This window comes from Aestuariibius insulae, assembly GCF_040783535.2.
Classification (GTDB): Bacteria; Pseudomonadota; Alphaproteobacteria; order Rhodobacterales; family Rhodobacteraceae; genus Aestuariibius; species Aestuariibius insulae.
On sequence record NZ_JBFONW020000002.1, the window covers coordinates 140895 to 162653 of the forward strand.

Sequence of the window (21759 nt, forward strand, 5' to 3'; positions counted from 1 at the left end):
CTCATGCGGCGGTCTCGGCGCGTTCGAGCTTTTCCTGCGCGCTTAGCCACAGCGTCTCGGCGCGTCCCAGACCGTCCATCACCTCGGCATATTTCTTCTGCCAGACCTCGGTCTCGCCGATCTTCTCAGCCTCGTACATCGCCGGATCGGCGAGCTTCTTGGCGAGCTTCTCGCGCATCTCTTCCAGCTTCTCAACGCGAGCCTCGCATTTGCGGACTTCTGCCCGCATTTCGAGGATCGCCTCGCGTGATGGCTTCGGGCGTTTAGGCGCGGGCTTCTCCGCCTTCGGAGGCTTGTCGCCTGCCAGAAGGAACCGGCGATAGGCGGCCAGATCCTCGCCGTAAGGTGTTACGCGCCCGTCTTTCACCAGCCAAAGCCGGTCGGCCACGAGTTCCAGCAGATGCATGTCATGGCTGACCAGGATCACCGCGCCGGAATAGGCGGTCAGCGCCTCGACCAGCGCCTCTCGGCTTTCGATATCCAGATGGTTCGTCGGCTCATCGAGGATCAGCAGATGCGGCGCGTCGATCGTCGCCAGCAGCAGTGAGAGCCGCGCCTTCTGCCCGCCCGAAAGCCGTCCGACCTCGGTCTCGGCCTGCGCCGCGCCCAGACCGAAGCCTGCGAGCCGCGCCCGCGCCTTGGCCTGACCGGCCTCGGGCCGCTCGCGCATTAGGTGCTGCAGCGGCGTCTCCTCGATCCGCAGCTCATCGACCTGATGCTGTGCGAAATACCCGATCCGCAGCTTGGAGGCGCGGGTGATCCGGCCTGCCATCGTCTCGAGCCGGTCCGAGAGCAGCTTGGACAGCGTCGACTTGCCCTCGCCGTTGCGCCCCAGCAGCGCGATCCGGTCGTCCTGATCGATCCTGAGATCCAGACGCCCGAGCACCTCGGCCCCGTCATAGCCGACCGTGCCGTTTTCGACGCGGATGATCGGCGGCGACAGCTCTTCGGGTTCGGGAAAGGTAAAGACCGTGCGCGCGGCATCCTCGGGCGCGCGGATCGTCTCCATCTTTTCCAGCATCTTGACCCGGCTCTGCGCCTGTTTCGCCTTGGAGGCCTTGGCCTTGAAGCGGTCGACAAAGCTTTGCAGATGCGCCCGGCGCGCGTCCTGCTTTTTGGCCTGCGCCGCCTGAATGGCCCGCTGCTGGGCCCGTTGGCGCGCAAATTGATCGTAAGTGCCGGTGTAATAGGCCAGCTTGCGTTCATCCAGATGCAAGATGCCGCCCACCGCCCGGTTCAGCAGACCCCGGTCGTGGCTGACAATCAGAACGGTATGGGGATAGCGCGCCAGATAGCTTTCCAGCCACAGCGCGCCTTCGAGGTCGAGATAGTTCGTCGGCTCGTCCAGCAGCAGCAGATCGGGCTGCGCGAAAAGGACACCCGCCAAAGCCACCCGCATCCGCCAGCCGCCCGAAAAGGCGCTGCACGGCATCCGCTGCTCGGCATCGGTAAAGCCAAGCCCCTTTAGGATGGCCGAGGCGCGCCCTTCGGCGGACCAGGCGTCGATATCGGTCAGCCGTGTCTGGATCTCGGCGATCCGCGCGGGATCCTCGGTGTGCTCGGCCAGCAGCGCGGCCCGCTCGGTGTCAGCCTCCAACACCGTGTCGATCAGCGACACCTCCGATCCCGGCACCTCCTGGCTGACACCGCCCATCCGCGCGCCGCGCGGCAGGGAGATCGATCCGCCTTCCAGCGTCAGCTCGGCCTTGATCAGGCGGAACAGCGTCGTCTTGCCTGTTCCGTTGCGCCCTACAAGGCCCACCTTGTGTCCCTCGGGGATCACGGCAGACGCGCCCTCGAACAGGGGGCGGCCTTCGACCGAATAGGTGATATCGTCAATGCGCAGCATGGCGGGTCAGTGCCGCAGGCGGCGGGGCGCGTCAATGTCTGGTCATCGATCCAGCCCCATGCTAGGCGGGCGCCGATTTCCACGGGGCGCGGCCCCGACATACGAAAGAGGCAAACATGGCTGTCGAACGCACGCTTTCCATCATCAAACCGGACGCCACTAAGCGGAACCTGACCGGCAAGATCAACACCAAATTCGAAGAGGCCGGCCTGCGCATCGTCGCGCAAAAGCGGATCCATCTGACACAGGATCAGGCCGGCGAGTTCTATGCTGTTCACAAGGAACGCCCGTTTTTCGGTGAGCTGACCGAATTCATGGCCTCCGGTCCGGTCGTCGTTCAGGTTCTTGAAGGAGAGAACGCCATCGCCAAGAACCGCGAAGTCATGGGCGCCACGAACCCTGCCGATGCGGCCGCCGGTACGATCCGCGCCGAATTCGCTGAAAGCGTCGGTGAAAACTCTGTCCACGGCTCGGATGCGCCCGACACCGCGAAAGAAGAAATCTCCTTCTTCTTCTCGGGCCTCGAACTGGTCGGCTAACGCGCGTCTGCCTCGCCAATGGCGGGGTGATGCGAGGATAGATGGCCTTCGCCTTGAACCGGGGTGGAGGCCATTTTCGTTTGCAGCATCTCTTCATGATGCTTACGTAGAAGCGCGACATTGCGCCGGTTGGCCTTGAAGCCGACATCGAACAAGTCTCCGACCACGGGGATCGCTCCGACGGCTACATCCAAGGCCACGTTCCCGGCCATCCGGGCCAGAACCGGCTTGGGCGTACCGCGCTGATGCGCGCGGTAAAGGATGTATCCCGCAGGGGCGAGCGCGGCTGCATCGCCGATCCCCGGAATCAGACCGAGGATACTGTCCCAACCGACGCGGATCCGCGTCAGAGGGATGCGAAACGCACTGTCCATCTGCGCCGCAAGACGCTCCAGCCGGTCGAGTTCGGGGTCATGTATCTGCTGTTCCATACCGGCCAAACGCCAAAGGGCAGGGGGCCGGTTCCCTAGCGCCGTCCGGTTCCGATCCGGTCGAGCTCCGCCTCTATGCCTATTGGAACCTGCGTCTGCTCGGCCTTGATGGCATCGAACCGGCGCCGCAGATCGACCTTTTCAGCAGCGGACGGGTCCTGCCAATCGCGCCCCTCAAGGCCCATGGCAAGGGCGCAGTAGGCGATGAAATGCGGCCGGATCCCCGCCGAGATCAAACGCGCGTAAGCGTCATCGGCACCCAGCGCGATCAGCTCTTCAGCTGTCGTCAGGCCACATTTCGCAAAGTCCCGCTCCATCGCGGGGCCAAGATTTCGTAAGGTTCCGATCGCAGCCATGACGCTGTAATACCGCGTCCTGCCAATCGGATGAAGGACTTTAGATGCTGGCGAAATCGGTGAACTTCACCGGCTTCGGCCGCTCTTTCTCCGAGCCGCGTGGCTTGGGAGGTTGATCCTTCGGGAGTTTAACTGTCGTAACCATAACCTTCTACTCCGATCCTGCCTCAACGGTGAGGCGGTCTGGCGCGCCCCATCCGCGATTTCATGTTAGCACCGGAACGGACCCATCGATGTCAAAGTTCCGTCAACGCGCCGGAATTAATCGTGATCCGGGGATTCCGTGCCACTGGTCATCAGCGCCTGAACCGCTTCGACACGGTTGCTGACATCGAGTTTGCGGTACAAGCTCTTGATGTAATCGGAAGCGGTATTGGGAGAAATCTGGCACAATCGGGCACATTCCTTGCGCGACAGACCGCGCGAGAGCAGGAACAGAATTTCACGTTCCCGTGGACTGAGCTGCGTCATCTGGTTGGCCCGCGCGATCATGGCCTTTTCGTCGCTCAGATCGGCCAGACCGCGCCCTTCGGCGCGGGCCCTGTTCTGCAATTCCTCGATCCGGCGGTGCATCAGAAGGCAAAAAAGCTGCACGGCCTCCGCATGGGGGGCGACCTGCTGCAGAAACCCCTCGCGGTCAAGCCGGGTCCCCAGATTGAACCCGCCGGTCAGATCCGAGCTTTCGATCCGCACCGGAATGGCGAGCCCCGACCGAAACCCAACCTCTCCCGCCTCGAGGATAAAGGCCCGATCTTCAGCGCTCATATCCGGATAGTCGTCAAGGAACGCCACGCCGGTATAGCTCGGCTCGTAGCTGGAGCAGCACCAGGTCAGAAAGGGATCGGCCGCTGCCGCAAAGCTCCGGTAGACCGACGGCATGTTGGTCTTGAGCACGGGCGGCAGATCGTTGGGCCGCTGGGTCAGATAGGTGAAAAATGAAAAGCCATAAGGGGCCAGCGCATCGGTGATCCCGCTCCAGAGCGCCTCGAGCGATTCGACCCGCTCCAGTCGACCAGCCGCCGCCACCAGCGTCATGCGCCACTCCCTCCCTTATACGTCTATCGCACTTAACGCGGATATCGCACGGGGACCAGTTACCGAAAGTGGAGGAATTCCAGACCCGCCATCACACGATATCCAGATCACGAGCCCGCCACGATGCCCTGAAAACCGAGCCGCGCCACAAAAGAGGGCGGCGTCTAAGTATTCGTTTAAATAAGATTTTTTGGCTCCGGCGGTAGGGATCGAACCTACGACCAATTGATTAACAGTCAACTGCTCTACCGCTGAGCTACGCCGGACCACGCCGGGCCGTATAGCAATGGCCGTCCGCCCCGTCCAGAGGGTTTCTGTGCGAAAAGACGCGGCCTCTCAGGCCAGCCGAAACCGCGCGTCCACCGCTAGTGATCCATCGCAGAGGGCGAGGTTTCTCTCAACCATATCAATGAGATGGGCAAAGACATTCCGCTCTGCCGCAGGCAGGAGAGCCGCAGGTGTATCGGTATAGACGGCACGCGCAATGTCTCTCACCGACTGTGCTCCACTGGACAAGGCGTTCCGGATCTGTGCCTCGCGAGCGCGCCGATGGGTGATCAGCCAGTCCAGTCGCGCCGCTGGATCCTCGATCGGCGCGCTATGGCCCGGCAGATAGAGCTTGTCGGACCGGCCGCGCAGCTTTTCGCAGGAGGCCATGAAGGCCGTCAGATCCCCATCCGGCGGCGAGACGAGCGAGCTGGCCCAGCCCATCACATGATCGCCCGTCAGCAGCACGTCGCCCACGGCAAAGCACAGATGATTGCTCAGATGCCCCGGCGTGTGCACCGCCTCGATCATCCAATCCGGCCCCGAAACCGTGTCGCCATCCGCGAGCCTCCGGTCCGGCTGAAACGCCGCATCGATCCCTTCGCCCCCGCCAGCAAGACCCGCTTCGGCGAGCCGCTCCATCACCGGGCGCCGCCCGGCCTCGCTCGGTCCGAAGGCCAGAACCGGCGCGCCTGTCCGGTCGGCTAGAGGGCGGGCGAGGGGGGAATGATCAAGATGCGAATGGGTCACCAAGATATGGCTGATCCTCTGCCCGGGCCCAACCGCCGCCAGCAGCGCCTCCAGATGCGCAGGATCCTCTGGCCCCGGATCGACAATTGCCAGATCCGTCCGTCCGATCAGATAGCTGTTCGTGCCCCAGAACGTCATCGGGGACGGGTTCGGCGCGATGATCCAGCGGATATCCTTGGCGACCTCCACGCTTTGGCCGATGCCGGGGTGCCCTGCGGTATCGCTCATCTGCATCTTCCCCCTTGCCGCAAGCCCGGCTAAGCCTGTGGCCATGTTTTTCGGCTGGCTCAAGCACTACATGCCCCGCAGCCTTTATGGCCGGGCCGCGCTTATCCTTGTCCTGCCGGTGCTGACGCTGCAACTGGCAATCTCTGTCGTGTTCATTCAGCGCCACTTCGCAGACGTCACCGAGCAGATGACCCGCTCCGTCGTGCTCGAGCTGCGCCATCTGACCGAGACGCTGGAAGGCGCGCCGCCAGGCCGCGCCTTGCCTGCGGCCCAATCCGTCGCCGAGCCGCTGAACTTCGACATCGTCCTGCCCGCGGGCGAGACACCGATGCAGGACCAGTTCCGCTCCCTCGATCTGTCGGGCCGCGCTGTCGTCGCCACTTTGCGCAACGGACTGCCCGATCTTCTTGCCGCCGATGTCACCGTGAACCGGCGCGTCTATGTCTGGCTCGACACGTCTCGCGGGCCGATGGAGGTTAGCTTTTCCCGCCGCCGCGTCTCGGCTTCGAACCCGCATCAGCTGCTCGTGGTCATGGTCGTGCTGGGCGCCCTGATGACGCTGATCTCCGCCATCTTCCTGCGCAACCAGCTCAGGCCGATCAACCGGCTGGCCAATGCGGCGACCGATTACGGGCGGGGCCGCCTGACCCGCTACAGCCCTTCGGGCGCCACCGAGGTGCGCGCCGCCGGCAACGCCTTTCTCGACATGCGCGGCCGGATCGAGCGGCAGATCCAGCAGCGCACGATGATGCTTTCGGGCGTCAGCCACGATCTGCGCACACCGCTCACGCGGCTCAAACTCGGCCTGTCGCTGCTCGATGACGAGGAAGCCAAACCGCTCAAACGTGACGTGCAAGAGATGCAGGACATGCTCGACGGCTATCTCGACTTCGCGCGCGGCGTCGCCGCCGATGGCCGCAAACCTGTCGATCCCCGCAGCTTTGTCGAGGCGATCTATGCCGATGCGACGCGGGCGGGGCGGCCTGTCACGCTGGGCACGATGGAAGGTGAGGGGCAGGTCCCGCTGAACGCTCTCGCCATCCGCCGAGCCCTCGGCAATCTCATCACCAATGCCGACCGGTTCGCGACCCGCATCCGGCTAAGCTACGCGCTCACCGACCGCGCGCTCCGCTTGACGGTCGAGGATGACGGCCCCGGCATCCCGGAGGCAGAGCGCGAAGAGGCCCTCAAGCCGTTTTCCCGCCTCGATCCGGCCCGCAACCAGAACGAAGGCGGCGGCGTCGGGCTGGGTCTGGCCATCGCCGCGGATGTCGCGCGATCCCATGGCGGGATGCTCCGTCTGGGTGACAGCGAGGATCTTGGCGGGCTCCGGGTGGACCTTGTTGTCGCAGTCTGAACTGATTTGGAACGATCGCCCGTTCCCTTGCATTTCCTGACTGAACACGAACTGCAAAGGAGAATTTCCATGGCGCTCAATTCGCTTCATGATGTCTATCACGACCAACTTCAGGATCTCTACAGCTCCTGCAAGCAGTCCAAGCCCATCACCTCCGATCTGGCCGAAGCCGCGACCAATTCGGAGTTGAAAGAGGCGCTCGAAGCAGGTGTCGAGGGCCTCGAGACCGGCATGAATGACATCGCCGAGCTGTGCAAACGGCACGACATCGATCCGGACGGAGAGTTCTGCAAAGGCACCGAAGGCCTCGTTAAAGAGGCGCGCGCCCACGGCATCGATGCCGACTTCGGCGACAACGACACGCGCGACGCGATGATCGCGAGCCAGTACCAGCGTCTCGCCCATTACGCGATCGCTGGCTACGGCACGCTTCTCGCCTTCGCCAAACGCATCGGCGCGACCGACGATGTCGCGACGCTGCAGAAATGCCTCGACAGTGCCTACGACGGCGACCGCCGCATGACGGAAATCGCGACTGGCGGCCTCAACCGCGCCGCTGCCGCGTAAACCGACGAAAGACTGCGCAAACTGGGGCGATCACCCGATCGCCCCTTTTTTCGTGCGATGACAAGCTGGTGCTGCGCCTTAGCCCTTGAGCCGGGCCCCTTTTATCGCAAGGTCACTTCAAATATATCCGGATACCCCCACTGGTCAGACGGGAACTCCCGCGGACCAATAGGAAATGTGATGGTCAGACCGCTGTTCGATCCGGGGAAACCTTGCCCAACGCGAGACGCTCGCAGATCTCTCTCAAAGGCTGACAGATTGATGGGTTGGAGCGTTTCCACGCCTCGTCTCCCATCAAGCTCGCAGGTCACTATTGCAAGGGGAGAGGTCTGCCCGTAGTCCGGCAAACGAACGTAAGCCGGGGTCGTGAACCGCGCCTCAAACAGATCGTTCTTAAGCAGACAGGACGCGCCTTTCACAGGCAATAGGCCAATGCTCGTGACGACAGTAATCATTCGCGGTCCGCGGAACAGTACATCACTGCGTCCCCGATAAACATCTATGCCATTATCGGTCCGCATCTTTGGTGTGATCGTCACTGCGGCAGAGGGATCTGCCTCAAGCGCTTCGTTGACGCATCCTGCCAGAAGAGCAAATGCCAAAGGGAAAAGCAGAAGTCGAACGGAGGGTCCAATTGCCGATGTCATATTCAAAGTCCTGTCTGAGAAATCTTTAACTTAAACATTGTTCATAAACATTGTTCAAACATAGTCAATGCTTCTCCCACGATGAACTGACACGGCGCAAGACTGCCCCGAGCCCGGACGGGAAGTCGGATCTTGATCGCCCATGTGCGTGAGCAGCGGTTGGATGGACTTCATCCCGCCATTGCCGTTTCTTCTCGGAAAGTCTGGCGGCGAAACTGACATATATCACGAGACCTGACGAGAGGCGCCCAAGCGAGCCTCATCTATATATAAAGAAACTGGTAGGCCCGGAGGGACTTGAACCCCCAACCAAAGCGTTATGAGCGCTCTGCTCTAACCAATTGAGCTACAGGCCCGACCGTACCTGTCCTCTATCAGGCAGGCCCGTCCGGTCAAGCCGGAGCGATCACTCTTCGACCGGAACGCCAAGCAGGACAGCGCCCAGAACACGGATCATCTCCGCCTCGTCGTCGGTCAAAACGGTCGGATCGCCATCGAGATCGGCCATCCTCACGATATCCTCGGGGGTCAGGGGGGCCATCAACGCCTCAATATCGGCATCGGCGGGGAGCAGGGTCCAAGGGCCGTCGAGATCCTCGGCCACCGGCATGTCTCCTTCTGCAACGGCAAAACCGGTCCAGAGAAGCGTTGAAAGGGCAAGTGCAGAAACGCGCATATCAAAATCCTCGCACAGAGGGGTAAACAAAAGAAAAACAGGAAAGATCCGCAGCAGCTGCGAATATCGCACCACCTCACACTGACGTTAGGTCGCGAGTCGATCAAGTCGGGGATACCGGACCTCGGCAAAAACAGCCTGTAAAGATAGAAATGCAACAAGATCCACCGGGTTTCGGCCCGGAAATCCGGCGCAGACCCGGTTCAAACGCCCTTTTCGCGTCACACATTGCGCCCCCGCACCCGCTGCGCTACGCCCCGCTCCAACCGAGCGGGGAGATGGACATGACCGGCAAGCCAAGCCTCACCTATGCCGATGCGGGCGTCGATATCGAGGCGGGCAACGCGCTTGTCGACCGTATCAAACCCGCCGCCAAACGCACGAACCGCCCCGGCGTGATGAACGGTCTGGGCGGCTTCGGCGGTCTCTTCGATCTCAAGGCGGCAGGCTTCAGCGATCCGATCCTCGTCGCCGCCACCGACGGCGTGGGCACCAAGCTCCGGATCGGGATCGAGACCGGCCAGATGGGCGGGCTCGGCATCGATCTGGTCGCCATGTGCGTCAACGATCTGATCTGCCAGGGCGCCGAGCCGCTCTTTTTCCTCGACTACTTCGCCACCGGCGCGCTCGATGTCGATCAGGCGGCGGCGCTGGTTGAGAGCATCGCGGCAGGCTGCGAGCGCTCCGGCTGCGCCCTGATCGGGGGCGAGACGGCTGAGATGCCGGGCCTTTACGCGCCCGGCGATTTCGATCTTGCAGGCTTTGCCATCGGCGCGATGGAGCGGGGCAGGGCGCTGCCCGACGGCGTCGCTCCCGGCGATGTCCTCCTCGGGCTCGCCTCCGACGGCCTCCATTCCAACGGTTTTTCGCTCGTCCGAAAAATCGTAGAGTGCACGGGCCTCGCCTGGGACGCCCCCGCGCCCTTCGCCGACCAGCCTCTGGGCGAAGCGCTCCTGACCCCCACGCGCCTCTACGTCAAACCGGCCCTCGCCGCGATCAAGGCAGGCGGCGTGCACGGCCTTGCCCATATCACCGGCGGCGGTATCACCGAGAACCTGCCGCGCCTCTTGCCGGACGGCACAGGCGCCATAGTTGATTTGGCCGCCTGGGATCTGCCGCCCGTCTTCGACTGGCTCAGCACCGAAGGCGGCCTCGACCGCGACGAGCGCCTCAAGACCTTCAACTGCGGCATCGGCATGATCCTCGCCGTCGCCGCATCAGAAGCGGACCGCATCGCGGCGCTCCTGCGAGCAGAAGGCGAGATCGTCCACCGCCTCGGCCACGTCACTGACACGCCGGGCCTCACCCTGACGTGAGCCTGCGCGTCGCGATCCTGATCTCGGGCGGCGGCTCCAACATGACGGCGCTCGCCCGCTCCATGACCGGCGATCACCCGGCCCGGCCTGTCCTCGTCCTGTCCAACGTGCCGGGGGCAGGGGGGCTGGCCCGCGCCGCCGCTATGGACATCCCCACCGTCACGCTCGATCACACCGCCTTCCGGGACCGCGAAAGCTTCGAGGCCGCGCTCCACGACACGCTCACAAAGGCACGCCCCGACCTGATCTGCCTCGCGGGCTTCATGCGCATCCTCACCCCCGCCTTCGTCGGCAAATGGCCCGGCCGGATCCTCAACATCCATCCGTCGCTGCTGCCGAAATATCCCGGCCTTCACACCCATGCCCGCGCGCTCGCCGGGGGCGACAGCCATCACGGCGCGACGGTCCACGAGGTGACAGCGGATCTCGACGAAGGCCCCATACTCGGCCAAATCCGCATGCCCATCGAACCCGGCGACACGCCTGGAACCCTCGCGTTCCGGCTCCTTCCGCTCGAACACAGGCTCTATCCAGAGGTGCTCCGCCGGGTCGCGCAAGGCGACCGCATCCGGCTCGATCTTCCCTAAACGCAATTCCCGCGCTAAAGGGGACGCCTTGCGTGAAAGGACCTGTATGCAGACGATTACCACGACCGACGCCCTCGCGACCTTCTGCGAGGCCGCCGCCCGGCACGACTATGTCACCGTTGATACCGAGTTCCTGCGCGAGCGTACCTACTATTCCAAACTCTGCCTGGTGCAGCTGGCCTATCCCGGAGAGGACGAGGACAGCGCCGTTCTGGTCGACCCGCTCTCCGAAGAGCTCTCTCTCGATCCGCTCTATGCGCTCTTCGAGGATGAAGGCGTCACCAAGGTCTTTCACGCCGCCCGCCAGGATCTCGAGATATTCCATGTCGATCGCGGCATCATTCCAAAGCCGCTTTTTGACACGCAGGTCGCCGCCATGGTCTGCGGCTTTGGCGAACAGGTCGGCTACGAGACGCTGGTGCGCAAGCTGGCGGGCGAAAGCCTCGACAAGTCCTCCCGCTTCACCGACTGGTCGCGCCGGCCTCTGTCGGACGCGCAAAAGATCTATGCGGTCGGCGATGTGACGCATCTGCGCGTGATCTACGAAAAGCTCCGCGATCAGCTGGCCGAGAACGGCCGCACCAAATGGGTCCGCGAAGAGATGGCCGTCCTGACCGATCCTGCGACCTACCATACCGACCCCTCCGATGCCTGGCGACGGGTCAAGACGCGCACCAACTCGCCGCGTTTTCTGGGTCTCGTGCGCGAACTCGCCCGTTTCCGCGAAGGCTATGCCCAAAGCCGCGACATCCCCCGCAACCGGGTCTACAAGGACGATGCCCTGATCGAACTGGCCTCGACCAAACCCAAAACCCATCAGGATCTCGGCCGCTCGCGCCTGCTGCTGCGCGAGGCCCGCAAGGGCGAGATCGCCGACGGCATCCTCGCCGCCATTGAGGCCGGGCTCGAGACCCCGAACGAGGATCTCCCCCAGCCCGACCGCTCCCGCGAAAAGCTGCAGGTGAACCCCGCACTCGCCGACCTGCTGCGCGTCCTGCTCAAGGCCAAATCCGAAGACGAAGGCGTCGCGCAAAAGCTCATCGCGACCGCCGCCGATCTCGACGCCATCGCCGGAGGCCTCCGCGACGTGCCCGCCCTTTCCGGCTGGCGCAAACAGGTCTTCGGAGAAGATGCCCTACGCCTGTGCAACGGAGAGATCGCTCTCGCCGCCAAGGGGCAGACGGTTCGGGTGGTAGACGTCACTGCAAAGCAGTGACGCGAGCCAACGTCACATGCTCCCGCATGTGATGCGTGCCGGTAAGCGGTTGCAAAGCAACTGCGACGGTCACCCGGTCGCAATCCTGGGTTCACGGCCCGCCTACGTCCCGGCCTTGAGCCGGGACCTCTCCCTCCACCCCAGAACAACCGCCTGACCCTCCGGGCTCCGCCCGTTCAACTCTCGATCCGTCTACTGGACGGCTCGCCCCCTTCGGTGACGAGAGCTTCACCCCAAACCCAGCCCTCTACCTCAGATAGTCACATCCTCGCCGCAAGGGGGTCACATCTTAACGTTTCATTAACCAAGATTTTTCAAGCGAAAGACTTTGAGATGATCCGTTATCTAACTGCCGCGCTCCTTGCGATGTCTGTACAGACAGGCCCGTCCTATGCCCATTCCGGAGGCCTGAATGCCGAAGGCTGTCATGCCGGATCGCGCCCCTATCACTGCCACCGCTCCTCAAGCCAGTCCTCCCGCTCCGCCGCCCCACGCAGCGGCCTTATCGACCGCAACTGCAGCGATTTCTCCTCCTGGGGCGAGGCGCAAAGGTTCTATGAGCAGAACGGAAACAGCGATCCACACGGCCTTGATCGCGACCGGGATGGCATTGCCTGCGAGGCGCTGCGCTAACGCCCCACCGTCGCGGCGTTCCGGCGCCCTTCGACGCGGATCGCGCCGACGCTGGCCAGCTCCTGATTGGTCAGCCGCGCGGCAACCGTGATCTGCCGCGACAAAGCCGATCCGACCTGCGTCTCCACCGGGCGGTCCACGCGGAACTGATAGACCCGCGTCGCGCCATCCTGGCCGATCAGGACCAGCTCCGCATCATAGGCGCCCTGCACCTCGGCCACCCCGGTTGCGCGCAGGATCGCACCGCCGGGCACCGGCTCCAGCGCCACGCGCGTGATCTGTTCGATCGCCCCGCGCGGATCGAGCGCCTCCAGTTGCGGGCCCTCCGGCAAAAGCGCATTGCGCCCCTCCACCGGCAAAGGTGGCGGCGGCGAAAAGACATTCAGCGGATTGAACCGTGATTCCTGAATACGCGCACAGCCCGACAGGGCCGCTCCCAGCATCACACACCAGATCAAACCGCGCATTCTCGTCCTCGCCCGTTTTTGCCCGACCGGGCTACCTCATCCGATCTGCGTTGAAAAGCGCAGGCGTGGTCAAACCGCCATATGGACGCCGACAGGGAAGCCTCCTACATCTGGCGCTCCAAAGGAGACGACCCCATGGCCACCGCCGCCTTCGAAGACATTGCCGAGACGTTCGACTTTCTGGATGACTGGGAGGATCGCTATCGCCACGTGATCGAACTGGGCAAAGCGATGCCGCCGCTCGACGATGCGCTCAAAGTGCCCGCGACCAAGGTCAATGGCTGCGCCTCGCAGGTCTGGATCGTCCCCCGGATCGAGGGGGAGGGACCCTCTGCCACCCTCGATTTCGAAGGCGAAAGCGATGCGATGATCGTCCGCGGCCTGATCGCGATCCTGCACGCCCTTTATGCGGGTCTGAGCGCCGAAGAGGCCCTGCGCGTCGACGCGCCCGCCGAACTGGCCCGTCTCGGCCTCAACGATCACTTGTCCGCCCAACGCTCGAACGGCCTGCGCGCCATGGTCGACCGCCTGCGCGGCCTGGCAAACATCACCGCGTCGGAGTGACAGGGCAACCTAGCTTCCTTGTCCCGTCCCGGGCCTGACACGGGAGCTCTACGTCACATGCTCCGCATGTGACGCGTGCCGGTAAGCGGTTGCGCTAGCAACTGCGGCGGTCACCCGGTTGCAATACTTGGCGCATCGCCAAACACCCCGCACCCCGCGTCCCGGCCTTGAGCCGGGACCTCCCGCTCTCAGCCTGCCGCGAACGCCTGTAGCTCGCGCGCCAGATCCCCATAACCCGTAAACCGTCGCTCGAACCGCAGTCCCAGCCGCGCTGCATGATCCTCCGCCAAGGCCGTCAAAGCCGGATCCTCCGTTTGCGCCTGATAGACGAGGCTCTCGTAATTCCCGAAATACATGTCCCGAAGCTCCGGATGCCGGTCCAGACCCAGCGGTTTCCACACGAAGGCATCGAACTGGCGCACCAGAAAATCGGTCAGATAGAACGCCGTCATCTCATCGCGGGCCGCAAATTCCGCATTGCCTTCGAAGAAACTGTAACAATGGGGCCCCTCGAGCATCTCGACCCCGAGCCTCTCGCACAGCGCCGCCAGCCCCCCTCCGGTCCCGCAATCGCCATAGGCCACGAAGACCGCCTCATAGGCCGCGCGATGCTCCGTCACAGCCGCCTCGACCGTCGGAGCGATCCGCTCTGGATGATTGTGCAGGATGGCAGGAAGACACTGTAAATCCACATGATCCCAGCCATTTACGCGCCGAAGCTCAACAATCTCTCGCGCCAGCGCTCCGCAGGCGATAATCAGGATCCGCCCCGCGCCCGACGGCGCCAGACCGGTCTCGCGCAACGTGCCATCTTCCGGAAGATCAAGCGGCGCGGGCCCGGCACCCCGGTTTGAAACATCCGTCACCATGCCGTCACAATGTCGCACCCCACGTTGCCGAACGGGCCGTCCCCGATCCATGTCTTGCACCGTACCCAACGCCACTCGCACTGCAAAGGACCTCGCCATGACCCCCCAGACCCGCACACCCGGAGCGTTCCCCGCTCTCGCCGGATCGACGCTGATGCTAATGATCATCGCCGGCTCGGTCGCCACCGTCGCCTTCGACATCTGGGGTCAGGTCATCGCGCCCTGGATCGGCCTCGGCAACCTGTCGCCCGATGGTCTCGCCCGCAGCCTTCTGGGCACATTCGGCCTTCCCAATGGCCGTCCCGAGGGGATCTTCATGCATCTCGTGATCGTCGGCCTGATCGGATACCCGGTCGGATATCTCTTCATCTTCAGACCGATCTGGGAGCGGGTCACCGGCCAGACCGGGTGGTTCCTTGCCTCTGCCGTCTACGGCTTCGGCCTCTGGGTCTTCGCCATCGGCGGGATCACCGCCATTGCGGACGGCGTGCCGTTCTTCCTGAACTTCACCCGCATCGCCTGGGTCGCTCTGGCCGGTCACGTCCTTTACGGGATCGTCGCGGGCTGGATCATCGCCTATCTCGAGGCGCCCAGAGCCTGATAACCCTGGCCTGTAGCGGAGCGGTCCCGCTGCAGGTCCTACCGCTCGACGGAGACCCGAACGGCCTGCCGATGGATCAGCCGATCGGCCCGATAAAGCAGAAATGCAATCGATCCGATGGCGAGAAGACCGCCGATGATGGCCGAGATCACACCGAAAAACAGGGCCACACCTGAAAAGGTCGACAGAAACGCAATGAACAGCATCATGAAAAAAGTCTGAAAAAACATGGCGATCCTTCCTCCTGCCTGATGCGTCACAAGACGCTCTCAATAGGAAAGATAGGTAGCAGCCTAAAAGTTGCAAAACTATTGCCGCATTTTCGCCTTATTCAGACAAATTGAATTAGTTTGCTGCCATCTGGTTGTGCTTGCGCCCCATGAACTCCTTGGCGGTCTCCACGGCAACGGCCGCATCCCGGCAATAGGCATCCGCCCCGATCGCGCGCCCGAACTCCTCGTTCAGCGGCGCGCCTCCAACCAGCACGATATACTCCTCGCGCAGACCTTTCTCGACCAGCGCATCGATCACCACCTTCATGTAAGGCATCGTCGTCGTCAGCAGCGCGCTCATCCCGAGGATATCGGCCCCCTCGGCTTCCAGTGCCTCCAGATAGGCCTCGACAGGATTGTTGATCCCCAGATCGACCACCTCGAACCCGGCGCCCTCCATCATCATCGAGACGAGGTTCTTGCCGATATCGTGAATATCGCCCTTCACAGTGCCGATCACCATCTTGCCGACACGCGGCGCGCCGGTCTCGGCCAGAAGCGGCTTGAGGATCGCCATGCCGCCCTTCATTGCGTTGGCCGCCAGAAGGACCTCCGGCACGAAAAGGATCCCGTCGCGGAAATCATTACCGACGATGGTCATGCCGCCGACCAGAGCCTCGGTCAGAACCCGGTAGGGCTCCCAGCCGCGCCCGAGCAGGATATTGACGCCTTCCTCGACCTCTTCCTTCAGGCCGTCATAGAGGTCGTCGAACATCTGCTGGACAAGCTCGTCATCCTCAAGTTCGCTCAGAACGATATCGTCGTCGTCTTCCGCCATCACGTTGTCCTCACCGATCCGGTCCAACACCCTACACCATCAGTCATGGGCGAGGGGCCCCTCCGCCACGCGACAAATTGCGACATGACCCGCTGCATCCCCGACTTTCGCTTGCAGATGTTCTCATTTCGTTCCAGTTTATCCCCATGTCTGATGCTGCCGCTCCCGTCCCCGTTCCCGCCGACCGCCGCAAAGGCCGCGGCGCGCTCACCAATCAAACCAACCGCTACGAGCGCATCGCGCGCGAAGCCGCCCATGACGGCTGGGACATCCCCGAAGACCTGCCGCCGCTCCGGACAGAGGTCACCGACGAGACGCCGCGCACGGTCATCACGCGCAATGCCTCGCCCGATATCTCCTTCGACCGGTCGATCAATCCCTACCGGGGCTGCGAGCATGGCTGCATCTATTGCTTTGCGCGCCCCACCCATGCCTATCTGGGCCTGTCGCCCGGGCTCGACTTCGAAACCCGCCTGATCGCGCGGCCCGACGCCCCCGACGTGCTGGAGCGCGAGCTGCGCAAACCCTCCTACCGGCCCGCCACGATCGCCATCGGCACCAATACAGACGCCTACCAGCCGATCGAACGCGATCGCGGCATCATGCGCGCCATTCTCGAAGTGCTCGAAGCCTACAACCACCCTGTCGCCATCGCGACCAAAGGCACACTTATCGAACGCGACGCCGACATCCTGGGCCGGATGGGCCGCAAGGGCCTTGCCCGCGTCGGCCTCTCGGTCACGACGCTCGACGCCAAAACCGCCCGCGCGATGGAGCCGCGCGTGCCGTCCCCCGCCCGCCGCCTGAAGGCGATGCGCACCCTGACCGAGGCGGGCTGCGACGTGCGCGTCATGGTCTCTCCGATCATTCCCGCGCTCACCGATCATGAGGTCGAGGCCATCCTCAAGGCCGCCGCTGCCCATGGCGCAATCGCCGCCAGTTCGATCCTGCTGCGCTTGCCGCAAGAGGTTGCGGGTCTCTTCTCCGACTGGCTGACCGAGCAATTCCCGGACCGTGCAAACCGCATCCTGAACCGCGTGTGCGAGCTTCACGGCGGCAAGCTCTACGATGCCGAATGGGGCAAGCGTTTCACGGGGCAGGGTCACTGGGCCCGCCTGATGACCCACCGCTTCGCCATCGCCGCGCGCCGCAACGGTCTGGCCAGCCAGCTGCCGCCGCTCAGAACGGATCTCTTCGCCTTGCCGCCGCGCGCCGGCGATCAGCTGAGCCTCTTCTGACAGGGCACCGCGCGGATCTCCCTTCATCTGGCCATAAATACTCAAGATCCGACCCTCGCCGATAGGCAGGAAAGTCAGGCCCGCGCCCGCCGCCGCGTTTTGCGGGCGGGTGGCCCGGCTCCATCCGTGCCGTCCGACGCCGAAGAGAATCCGCCCAGCCGCGCCTCGATCGTCGCAAGATCGGGCCTGGGACCCGTCGGCACCGTCTCCAAAGCAGCCCGCATCTTCCGCAGATGCTCTTGCGTCGTCCCGCAGCACCCGCCGATGATCCGCGCGCCGCAATCGCGCGCCAGCACCGCATAATCGGCCATCAGCTCGGGCGTGCCGTCGTAGTGAATATGCCCGTCCACGTATTTCGGAATGCCCGCATTGCCCTTGGCGATCACCGGCAGCTCGGCGCCATCGAAGCCCAGAACCGTCCTAAGAAGATCCGACGCGCCGACCCCGCAATTGGCTCCGAAACCGGCGGGCGGATTAGGCAGCCGCGCCATCATCCGCGCCATCTTGGCCGAGGTCAGACCCATCATTGTGCGGCCTGCCGTGTCAAAACTCATCGTGCCGCACCACGGCATCTCGGCCAGAGCAAACGCCTCGGCGGCCGCCTTCATCTCCTCGGCCGCGCTGATCGTCTCGACCCAAAGCACATCCGCGCCGCCTGCCTTCAGCCCCTCGGCCTGCTCATGGAAGATCTCGACCGCATCCTCATGGGTGAGCGTACCCATCGGCGCCATGATCTCTCCGGTCGGCCCCACTGAACCCGCCACGACAACCGGCCGCCCCGCCTTGTCCGCGACATCGCGGCCAATCTGGGCCCCCGCCCGGTTCAGCTCGCCCACGCGGCCCTCCGCACTGTGCAGCTTCAGCCGCGAGGCATTGGCGCCAAAGGTATTGGTCAGAAACAGATCGCTTCCCGCCTCGACGGCGCCGGAATAAAGCGCGGTGATCCGGTCCGGATGATCCACGTTCCAAAGCTCGGGCGCATCACCCGCCTCGAGCCCCATATTGAAGAGCGTGGTCCCCGTCGCGCCATCGGCCAGAAGCCAGTCGCGGTCGGTCAGAAGAGAAGTCAGAAGATCGGTCATGGCGCCCGGGTGACATGTCTGCGGGATCAAATCCAGCTCATAATTTTCAACACGAACATGAGGCTGGCAACAGGCGCCAAAATTCTTCGCAGAAGAATTTTGCCCCCCAAAGAAGAAAGAATTTTAGCTAAAATTCTTCACCCCGCTCAAAGCTCACGCCTCGGACAGGATCTGCGCCTTCGCTTCGGCCATCAGCTCTTTCATCTTCGCGCGGATTTCGGCCTCCGGGGCCTTGTCGCCCAGATCGCCCGACACCTTGCGATAGACATCCTCGTCGCCCGCTTCTTCGAAATCCGCCTTGATCACCTCGCGGGCATAGGCCTGCGCATCATCGCCCGATTTGCCAAGCTTCTCAGCGGCCCACAAACCCAAAAGCTTGTTGCGCCGCGCCTCGGCCTTGAACTGCATCTCGGCGTCATGGGCGTATTTGTTCTCGAACGCCTTTTCGCGGTCGCTGAAATTGGACATGTGGTCGGGCTCCCGGTCAGAACTGCTGCTATCCCCAGATATGACCCTCCGGGCGCTTGCCCGCAAGGGGACAAGCGCGTATCACGCAGCGGTTCGCGGCGGTCGCCCGCGACATCGAGGGAGCCCGGATGGCACGACGCAAGAAAGTCTATGAAGGCAAGGCAAAGATCCTATATGAAGGGCCCGAGCCCGGCACCTATGTCCAGTATTTCAAGGACGATGCGACGGCCTTCAACGCCGAAAAGCGCGACGTGATCGAAGGCAAGGGCGTCCTGAACAACCGTCTGTCCGAATTCTTCATGACCGGTCTCGGCGCCATCGGCGTGCCGACGCATTTTCTCAAGCGGCTGAACATGCGCGAGCAGCTTGTCCGCCAGGTCGAGATCATCCCGCTCGAGGTCATCGTGCGCAACCTGGCCGCCGGAACGCTTGCGACGCGGCTGGGACTGGAAGAGGGATCGACCCTGCCGCGTCCCATCGTGGAATTCTGCCTCAAGGACGACAAGCTGGGCGATCCTTTGGTCAGCGAAGAGCATATCTTCGCCTTCGGCTGGGCCTCCCAGCAGGATCTCGACGATATGGTGGCGCTGGCGCTGCGCGTGAACGACTTCATGTCTGGCCTGATGTATGGTGTCGGTATCAAGCTGGTCGACTTCAAGATCGAGATCGGACGGGTCTGGGACGGCGACTTCCAGCGCCTGATCGTCGCCGACGAAATCAGCCCCGACAGCTGCCGCCTGTGGGATATCGAGACCGGCCAGAAGCTCGACAAGGATGTCTTCCGCCGCGATCTGGGCGATCTGGCCGACGCCTATACCGAGGTCGCCCGCCGTCTGGGCGTGCTTCCGGCCAATGCCACTCCCATGACCCGGCCGACGCTGATCAATTGAGGCGTGGGATTTTGCATATTTATGACAAGATGAAAGGGCGGCGGTTCGCACCGCTGCAGGCGAAGGGGGCGAGATGAAGGCCAGAGTTCATGTAATGCTGAAAGACGGCGTGCTCGATCCGCAAGGGGAGGCGATCCGCCATGCGCTCGGATCGCTTGGCTTTGAAGGTGTGACCGGCGTGCGGCAGGGCAAGGTGATCGAGCTGGATCTGGCCCCGGGCACGACCGAGGCGCAGGTCGATGAGATGTGCCGCAAGCTGCTCGCCAATACCGTCATCGAGAGCTATCGGATCGAGCTGCCCGGCGCGCCCGTTCCAACCTCAGGCGCCGAAGAGCGCGGCGGGCCGGACGCCGCCTGATGCGCGCGGCGGTCCTGCGGGAGTATAACGCGCCGCTCTCGATCGAGGACGTGTCCGATCCGGACTGCCCGCCCGATGGCGTTGTCCTCAAGGTGCTGGCCTGCGGCATCTGCCGGTCCGACTGGCACGGCTGGACCGGAGAGCATCCGCGCGTCAAACCCGGCCAGATCGGCGGCCATGAATATTGCGGCGAGGTGGTCGAGGCCGGAGCGGATGCGCAGTTCGACAAGGGAGATGTGCTGATCGCGCCGTTCATCCTGGCCTGCGGAACCTGCCCTTCCTGCCGCGCAGGAGAGCAGACGACCTGTCCCGACCAGCGCCTTCCGGGGTTCATCGAGCCGGGCGCTTTTGCCGAATACATTGCCGTGCCGCGCGATCACAATCTATCGCGCCTGCCTGACAGCCTCGAGCCCAAGCTGGCCGCCGGTCTGGGCTGCCGCGTGACCACCGCCTGGCATGCGCTGACCGGGCGCGCGGCGCTTCAGGCGGGTGAGTGGCTCGCCGTTCACGGCACCGGCGGCATCGGCCTTTCGGCGCTGATCCTGGGCCAGGCGCTTGGCGCCCGCGTCGCTGTCGTCGATATCGTGCCCGAGAAGCTGGATCTGGCCCGCGCCCTTGGCGCCGAGGCGGCCTTTGACGCCCGGCAGGGCGATATCGCCGCCGAGATCCGCGAGGCGACCGGCGGCGGCGCCCATGTCAGCGTCGAGGCACTTGGCATCCCTGAGACCGTCAATGCCTCGCTGGAGTGCCTGCGCCCGCTGGGCCGCCACGTTCAAGTCGGCATGCCCGTTGGACACACCGCCCGGATGGAGGTCAACATGGCCGCCGTCTATGCGGGCAACCTCGCGCTTTACGGCACACGCGGCATGCCGCCTTGGCGCTATCCCAGCCTGCTGGGCCTGATTGAGGCGGGCCGCGTCGATATTACGCCGCTGATTGCCCGCGAAGTGCGACTGAGCGATGTCAGCGACGAACTGGCGCTGTTCAACGGGCCTGCACCGCCCGGCACTGCCGTTATCACCGATTTCCTCAACTGAAGAGACATCCCATGAAAGCCGCCGTCCTTGTCTTCCCGGGCTCCAACTGCGATCGCGACATGGCCGTCGCCCTGCATCAGGCGGGGGCCGATGTCACTATGGTCTGGCACAAGGACGACCGCATTCCGGAGGGCACCGATCTGGTGGCCGTCCCGGGTGGCTTTTCGTTCGGCGACTATCTGCGCTGCGGGGCCATCGCGGCCAATGCGCCGATCTGTTCGGCCCTGCGCGCCCATGCCGAGCGCGGAGGCTACGTGCTCGGCGTCTGCAACGGCTTTCAGATCCTGACCGAAACAGGGCTTTTGCCCGGCGTGCTGATGCGCAATGCGCGGCTCACTTTCCTGTGCCGGACCGAGCGGCTGACGGTCGCCACGACGGACAGCCCCTTTACCGCCCGTTACAAGGACGGGCAGGGGATCGACATCCCCATCGCCCATCACGACGGCAATTATCAGGCCGATCCCGAAACGCTCGCCCGGCTCGAGGGCGAGGCTCGCATCGCCTTCACCTATGCCGCCAATCCCAACGGATCGGTGCGCGACATCGCCGGGATCCTGTCTGAAAACCGCCGCATCCTGGGAATGATGCCCCATCCCGAACGCGCCGCCGATGCGGCCCTCGGCGGGCAGGACGGTGCGCTTCTTTTTGCCGCGCTGACCGCGCAGCTTGCCGACGCTTGAG

Annotated in this window: 26 protein-coding genes and 2 tRNA genes; 14 read left to right on the forward strand and 14 right to left on the reverse strand. The window is 63.7% G+C overall.

Going from position 1 to position 21759, the window contains the following annotated elements:
- Position 1: 1 nt before the first annotated feature.
- Positions 2-1849, reverse strand: coding sequence for an ABC-F family ATP-binding cassette domain-containing protein (locus tag AAD018_RS07000; protein ID WP_367314785.1), 1848 nt, complete (start codon positions 1847-1849; stop codon positions 2-4).
- Between the two features lie 116 nt (positions 1850-1965).
- Here AAD018_RS07000 and ndk point away from each other — a divergent pair, with 116 nt between their 5' ends.
- Positions 1966-2388: a nucleoside-diphosphate kinase gene (gene ndk, locus AAD018_RS07005; RefSeq protein WP_367314786.1), complete on the forward strand. Its 423-nt coding sequence runs from the start codon at positions 1966-1968 to the stop codon at positions 2386-2388.
- Here ndk and AAD018_RS07010 read toward each other — a convergent pair.
- From AAD018_RS07010 to AAD018_RS07030, 5 genes are all read right to left on the reverse strand, one after another.
- Positions 2385-2819 carry a DUF4112 domain-containing protein gene (locus AAD018_RS07010; RefSeq protein ID WP_367314787.1) on the reverse strand — a complete coding sequence of 145 codons (435 nt, stop codon included), beginning with the start codon at positions 2817-2819 and terminating at the stop codon, positions 2385-2387. The two genes, ndk and AAD018_RS07010, sit on opposite strands and share 4 nt — an antisense overlap.
- A gap of 35 nt (positions 2820-2854) precedes the next feature.
- Positions 2855-3175 (reverse strand): TfoX/Sxy family DNA transformation protein, encoded by a 321-nt coding sequence (locus tag AAD018_RS07015; RefSeq protein ID WP_367314788.1) that lies wholly within the window; start codon positions 3173-3175, stop codon positions 2855-2857.
- 261 nt (positions 3176-3436) lie between these two features.
- Positions 3437-4210: a helix-turn-helix transcriptional regulator gene (locus AAD018_RS07020; protein WP_367314789.1), complete on the reverse strand. Its 774-nt coding sequence runs from the start codon at positions 4208-4210 to the stop codon at positions 3437-3439.
- Positions 4211-4401: 191 nt separating this feature from the next.
- Positions 4402-4476, reverse strand: a tRNA-Asn gene (locus AAD018_RS07025).
- Positions 4477-4546: 70 nt separating this feature from the next.
- The gene (locus tag AAD018_RS07030) at positions 4547-5461 is read right to left on the reverse strand and encodes an MBL fold metallo-hydrolase (RefSeq protein WP_412005210.1); all 915 of its coding nucleotides are present in this window, start codon (positions 5459-5461) and stop codon (positions 4547-4549) included.
- Positions 5462-5498: 37 nt separating this feature from the next.
- Here AAD018_RS07030 and AAD018_RS07035 point away from each other — a divergent pair, with 37 nt between their 5' ends.
- Together AAD018_RS07035 and AAD018_RS07040 are read left to right on the forward strand one after the other, a co-directional pair.
- Positions 5499-6812, forward strand: a complete 1314-nt coding sequence (locus tag AAD018_RS07035; RefSeq protein WP_367315203.1) for an ATP-binding protein — start codon at positions 5499-5501, stop codon at positions 6810-6812.
- Between the two features lie 69 nt (positions 6813-6881).
- Entirely contained in the window at positions 6882-7379 is a 498-nt protein-coding gene (locus AAD018_RS07040) for a DUF892 family protein (protein WP_367314791.1), read from the forward strand.
- Between the two features lie 926 nt (positions 7380-8305).
- Here the strand turns inward: AAD018_RS07040 and AAD018_RS07045 are convergent.
- Together AAD018_RS07045 and AAD018_RS07050 are read right to left on the reverse strand one after the other, a co-directional pair.
- Positions 8306-8382 (reverse strand) — tRNA-Ile (locus AAD018_RS07045).
- A 50-nt stretch (positions 8383-8432) separates the two neighbouring features.
- The gene (locus AAD018_RS07050) at positions 8433-8702 is read right to left on the reverse strand and encodes a hypothetical protein (protein WP_367314792.1); all 270 of its coding nucleotides are present in this window, start codon (positions 8700-8702) and stop codon (positions 8433-8435) included.
- A 278-nt stretch (positions 8703-8980) separates the two neighbouring features.
- Here AAD018_RS07050 and purM point away from each other — a divergent pair, with 278 nt between their 5' ends.
- From purM to AAD018_RS07070, 4 genes are all read left to right on the forward strand, one after another.
- On the forward strand, positions 8981-10018 hold the full coding sequence (gene purM / locus AAD018_RS07055; RefSeq protein WP_412005211.1) for a phosphoribosylformylglycinamidine cyclo-ligase: 1038 nt from the start codon (positions 8981-8983) through the stop codon (positions 10016-10018).
- Entirely contained in the window at positions 10015-10605 is a 591-nt protein-coding gene (gene purN, locus AAD018_RS07060; protein ID WP_367314794.1) for a phosphoribosylglycinamide formyltransferase, read from the forward strand. The genes purM and purN overlap by 4 nt, the downstream gene beginning before the upstream one ends.
- 46 nt (positions 10606-10651) lie before the next feature.
- Positions 10652-11821: a ribonuclease D gene (gene rnd, locus AAD018_RS07065; RefSeq protein ID WP_367314795.1), complete on the forward strand. Its 1170-nt coding sequence runs from the start codon at positions 10652-10654 to the stop codon at positions 11819-11821.
- A 333-nt stretch (positions 11822-12154) separates the two neighbouring features.
- Positions 12155-12454, forward strand: a complete 300-nt coding sequence (locus AAD018_RS07070) for an excalibur calcium-binding domain-containing protein (RefSeq protein WP_367314796.1) — start codon at positions 12155-12157, stop codon at positions 12452-12454.
- Here the strand turns inward: AAD018_RS07070 and AAD018_RS07075 are convergent.
- Positions 12451-12921: a hypothetical protein gene (locus AAD018_RS07075; RefSeq protein ID WP_367314797.1), complete on the reverse strand. Its 471-nt coding sequence runs from the start codon at positions 12919-12921 to the stop codon at positions 12451-12453. The genes AAD018_RS07070 and AAD018_RS07075 overlap by 4 nt on opposite strands.
- 135 nt (positions 12922-13056) lie before the next feature.
- Here AAD018_RS07075 and AAD018_RS07080 point away from each other — a divergent pair, with 135 nt between their 5' ends.
- Positions 13057-13485, forward strand: a complete 429-nt coding sequence (locus tag AAD018_RS07080) for a SufE family protein (protein ID WP_367314798.1) — start codon at positions 13057-13059, stop codon at positions 13483-13485.
- 188 nt (positions 13486-13673) lie between these two features.
- On the opposite strand, the gene AAD018_RS07085 is transcribed toward AAD018_RS07080, so the two are convergent.
- Positions 13674-14354 carry a DUF1638 domain-containing protein gene (locus AAD018_RS07085; RefSeq protein WP_367315204.1) on the reverse strand — a complete coding sequence of 227 codons (681 nt, stop codon included), beginning with the start codon at positions 14352-14354 and terminating at the stop codon, positions 13674-13676.
- A gap of 97 nt (positions 14355-14451) precedes the next feature.
- On the opposite strand from AAD018_RS07085, the gene AAD018_RS07090 reads away from it, so the two are divergent.
- The gene (locus AAD018_RS07090; RefSeq protein ID WP_367314799.1) at positions 14452-14955 is read left to right on the forward strand and encodes a hypothetical protein; all 504 of its coding nucleotides are present in this window, start codon (positions 14452-14454) and stop codon (positions 14953-14955) included.
- Between the two features lie 38 nt (positions 14956-14993).
- On the opposite strand, the gene AAD018_RS07095 is transcribed toward AAD018_RS07090, so the two are convergent.
- Together AAD018_RS07095 and AAD018_RS07100 are read right to left on the reverse strand one after the other, a co-directional pair.
- Positions 14994-15185: a hypothetical protein gene (locus AAD018_RS07095; protein WP_367314800.1), complete on the reverse strand. Its 192-nt coding sequence runs from the start codon at positions 15183-15185 to the stop codon at positions 14994-14996.
- Between the two features lie 115 nt (positions 15186-15300).
- On the reverse strand, positions 15301-16005 hold the full coding sequence (locus AAD018_RS07100; protein ID WP_367314801.1) for a corrinoid protein: 705 nt from the start codon (positions 16003-16005) through the stop codon (positions 15301-15303).
- A 146-nt stretch (positions 16006-16151) separates the two neighbouring features.
- Here AAD018_RS07100 and AAD018_RS07105 point away from each other — a divergent pair, with 146 nt between their 5' ends.
- A complete protein-coding gene (locus AAD018_RS07105) occupies positions 16152-17243 on the forward strand; it encodes a PA0069 family radical SAM protein (RefSeq protein ID WP_367314802.1) in 1092 nt (363 codons plus the stop codon).
- Between the two features lie 74 nt (positions 17244-17317).
- Here the strand turns inward: AAD018_RS07105 and bmt are convergent, their stop codons facing one another.
- On the reverse strand, positions 17318-18325 hold the full coding sequence (bmt, locus tag AAD018_RS07110) for a betaine--homocysteine S-methyltransferase (RefSeq protein ID WP_367314803.1): 1008 nt from the start codon (positions 18323-18325) through the stop codon (positions 17318-17320).
- A 153-nt stretch (positions 18326-18478) separates the two neighbouring features.
- Positions 18479-18793, reverse strand: coding sequence for a DUF1476 domain-containing protein (locus tag AAD018_RS07115; RefSeq protein WP_367314804.1), 315 nt, complete (start codon positions 18791-18793; stop codon positions 18479-18481).
- 128 nt (positions 18794-18921) lie between these two features.
- On the opposite strand from AAD018_RS07115, the gene purC reads away from it, so the two are divergent.
- From purC to purQ, 4 genes are all read left to right on the forward strand, one after another.
- Positions 18922-19683, forward strand: coding sequence for a phosphoribosylaminoimidazolesuccinocarboxamide synthase (gene purC, locus AAD018_RS07120; RefSeq protein WP_367314805.1), 762 nt, complete (start codon positions 18922-18924; stop codon positions 19681-19683).
- Between the two features lie 73 nt (positions 19684-19756).
- Complete coding sequence (purS, locus tag AAD018_RS07125) at positions 19757-20041, forward strand: phosphoribosylformylglycinamidine synthase subunit PurS (protein WP_367314806.1); 285 nt, start codon at positions 19757-19759, stop codon at positions 20039-20041.
- The gene (locus AAD018_RS07130; RefSeq protein ID WP_367314807.1) at positions 20041-21078 is read left to right on the forward strand and encodes a zinc-dependent alcohol dehydrogenase family protein; all 1038 of its coding nucleotides are present in this window, start codon (positions 20041-20043) and stop codon (positions 21076-21078) included. The genes purS and AAD018_RS07130 overlap by 1 nt, the downstream gene beginning before the upstream one ends.
- Before the next feature lie 11 nt (positions 21079-21089).
- On the forward strand, positions 21090-21758 hold the full coding sequence (purQ, locus tag AAD018_RS07135; RefSeq protein WP_367314808.1) for a phosphoribosylformylglycinamidine synthase subunit PurQ: 669 nt from the start codon (positions 21090-21092) through the stop codon (positions 21756-21758).
- The last annotated feature ends 1 nt before the right edge of the window (position 21759 follow it).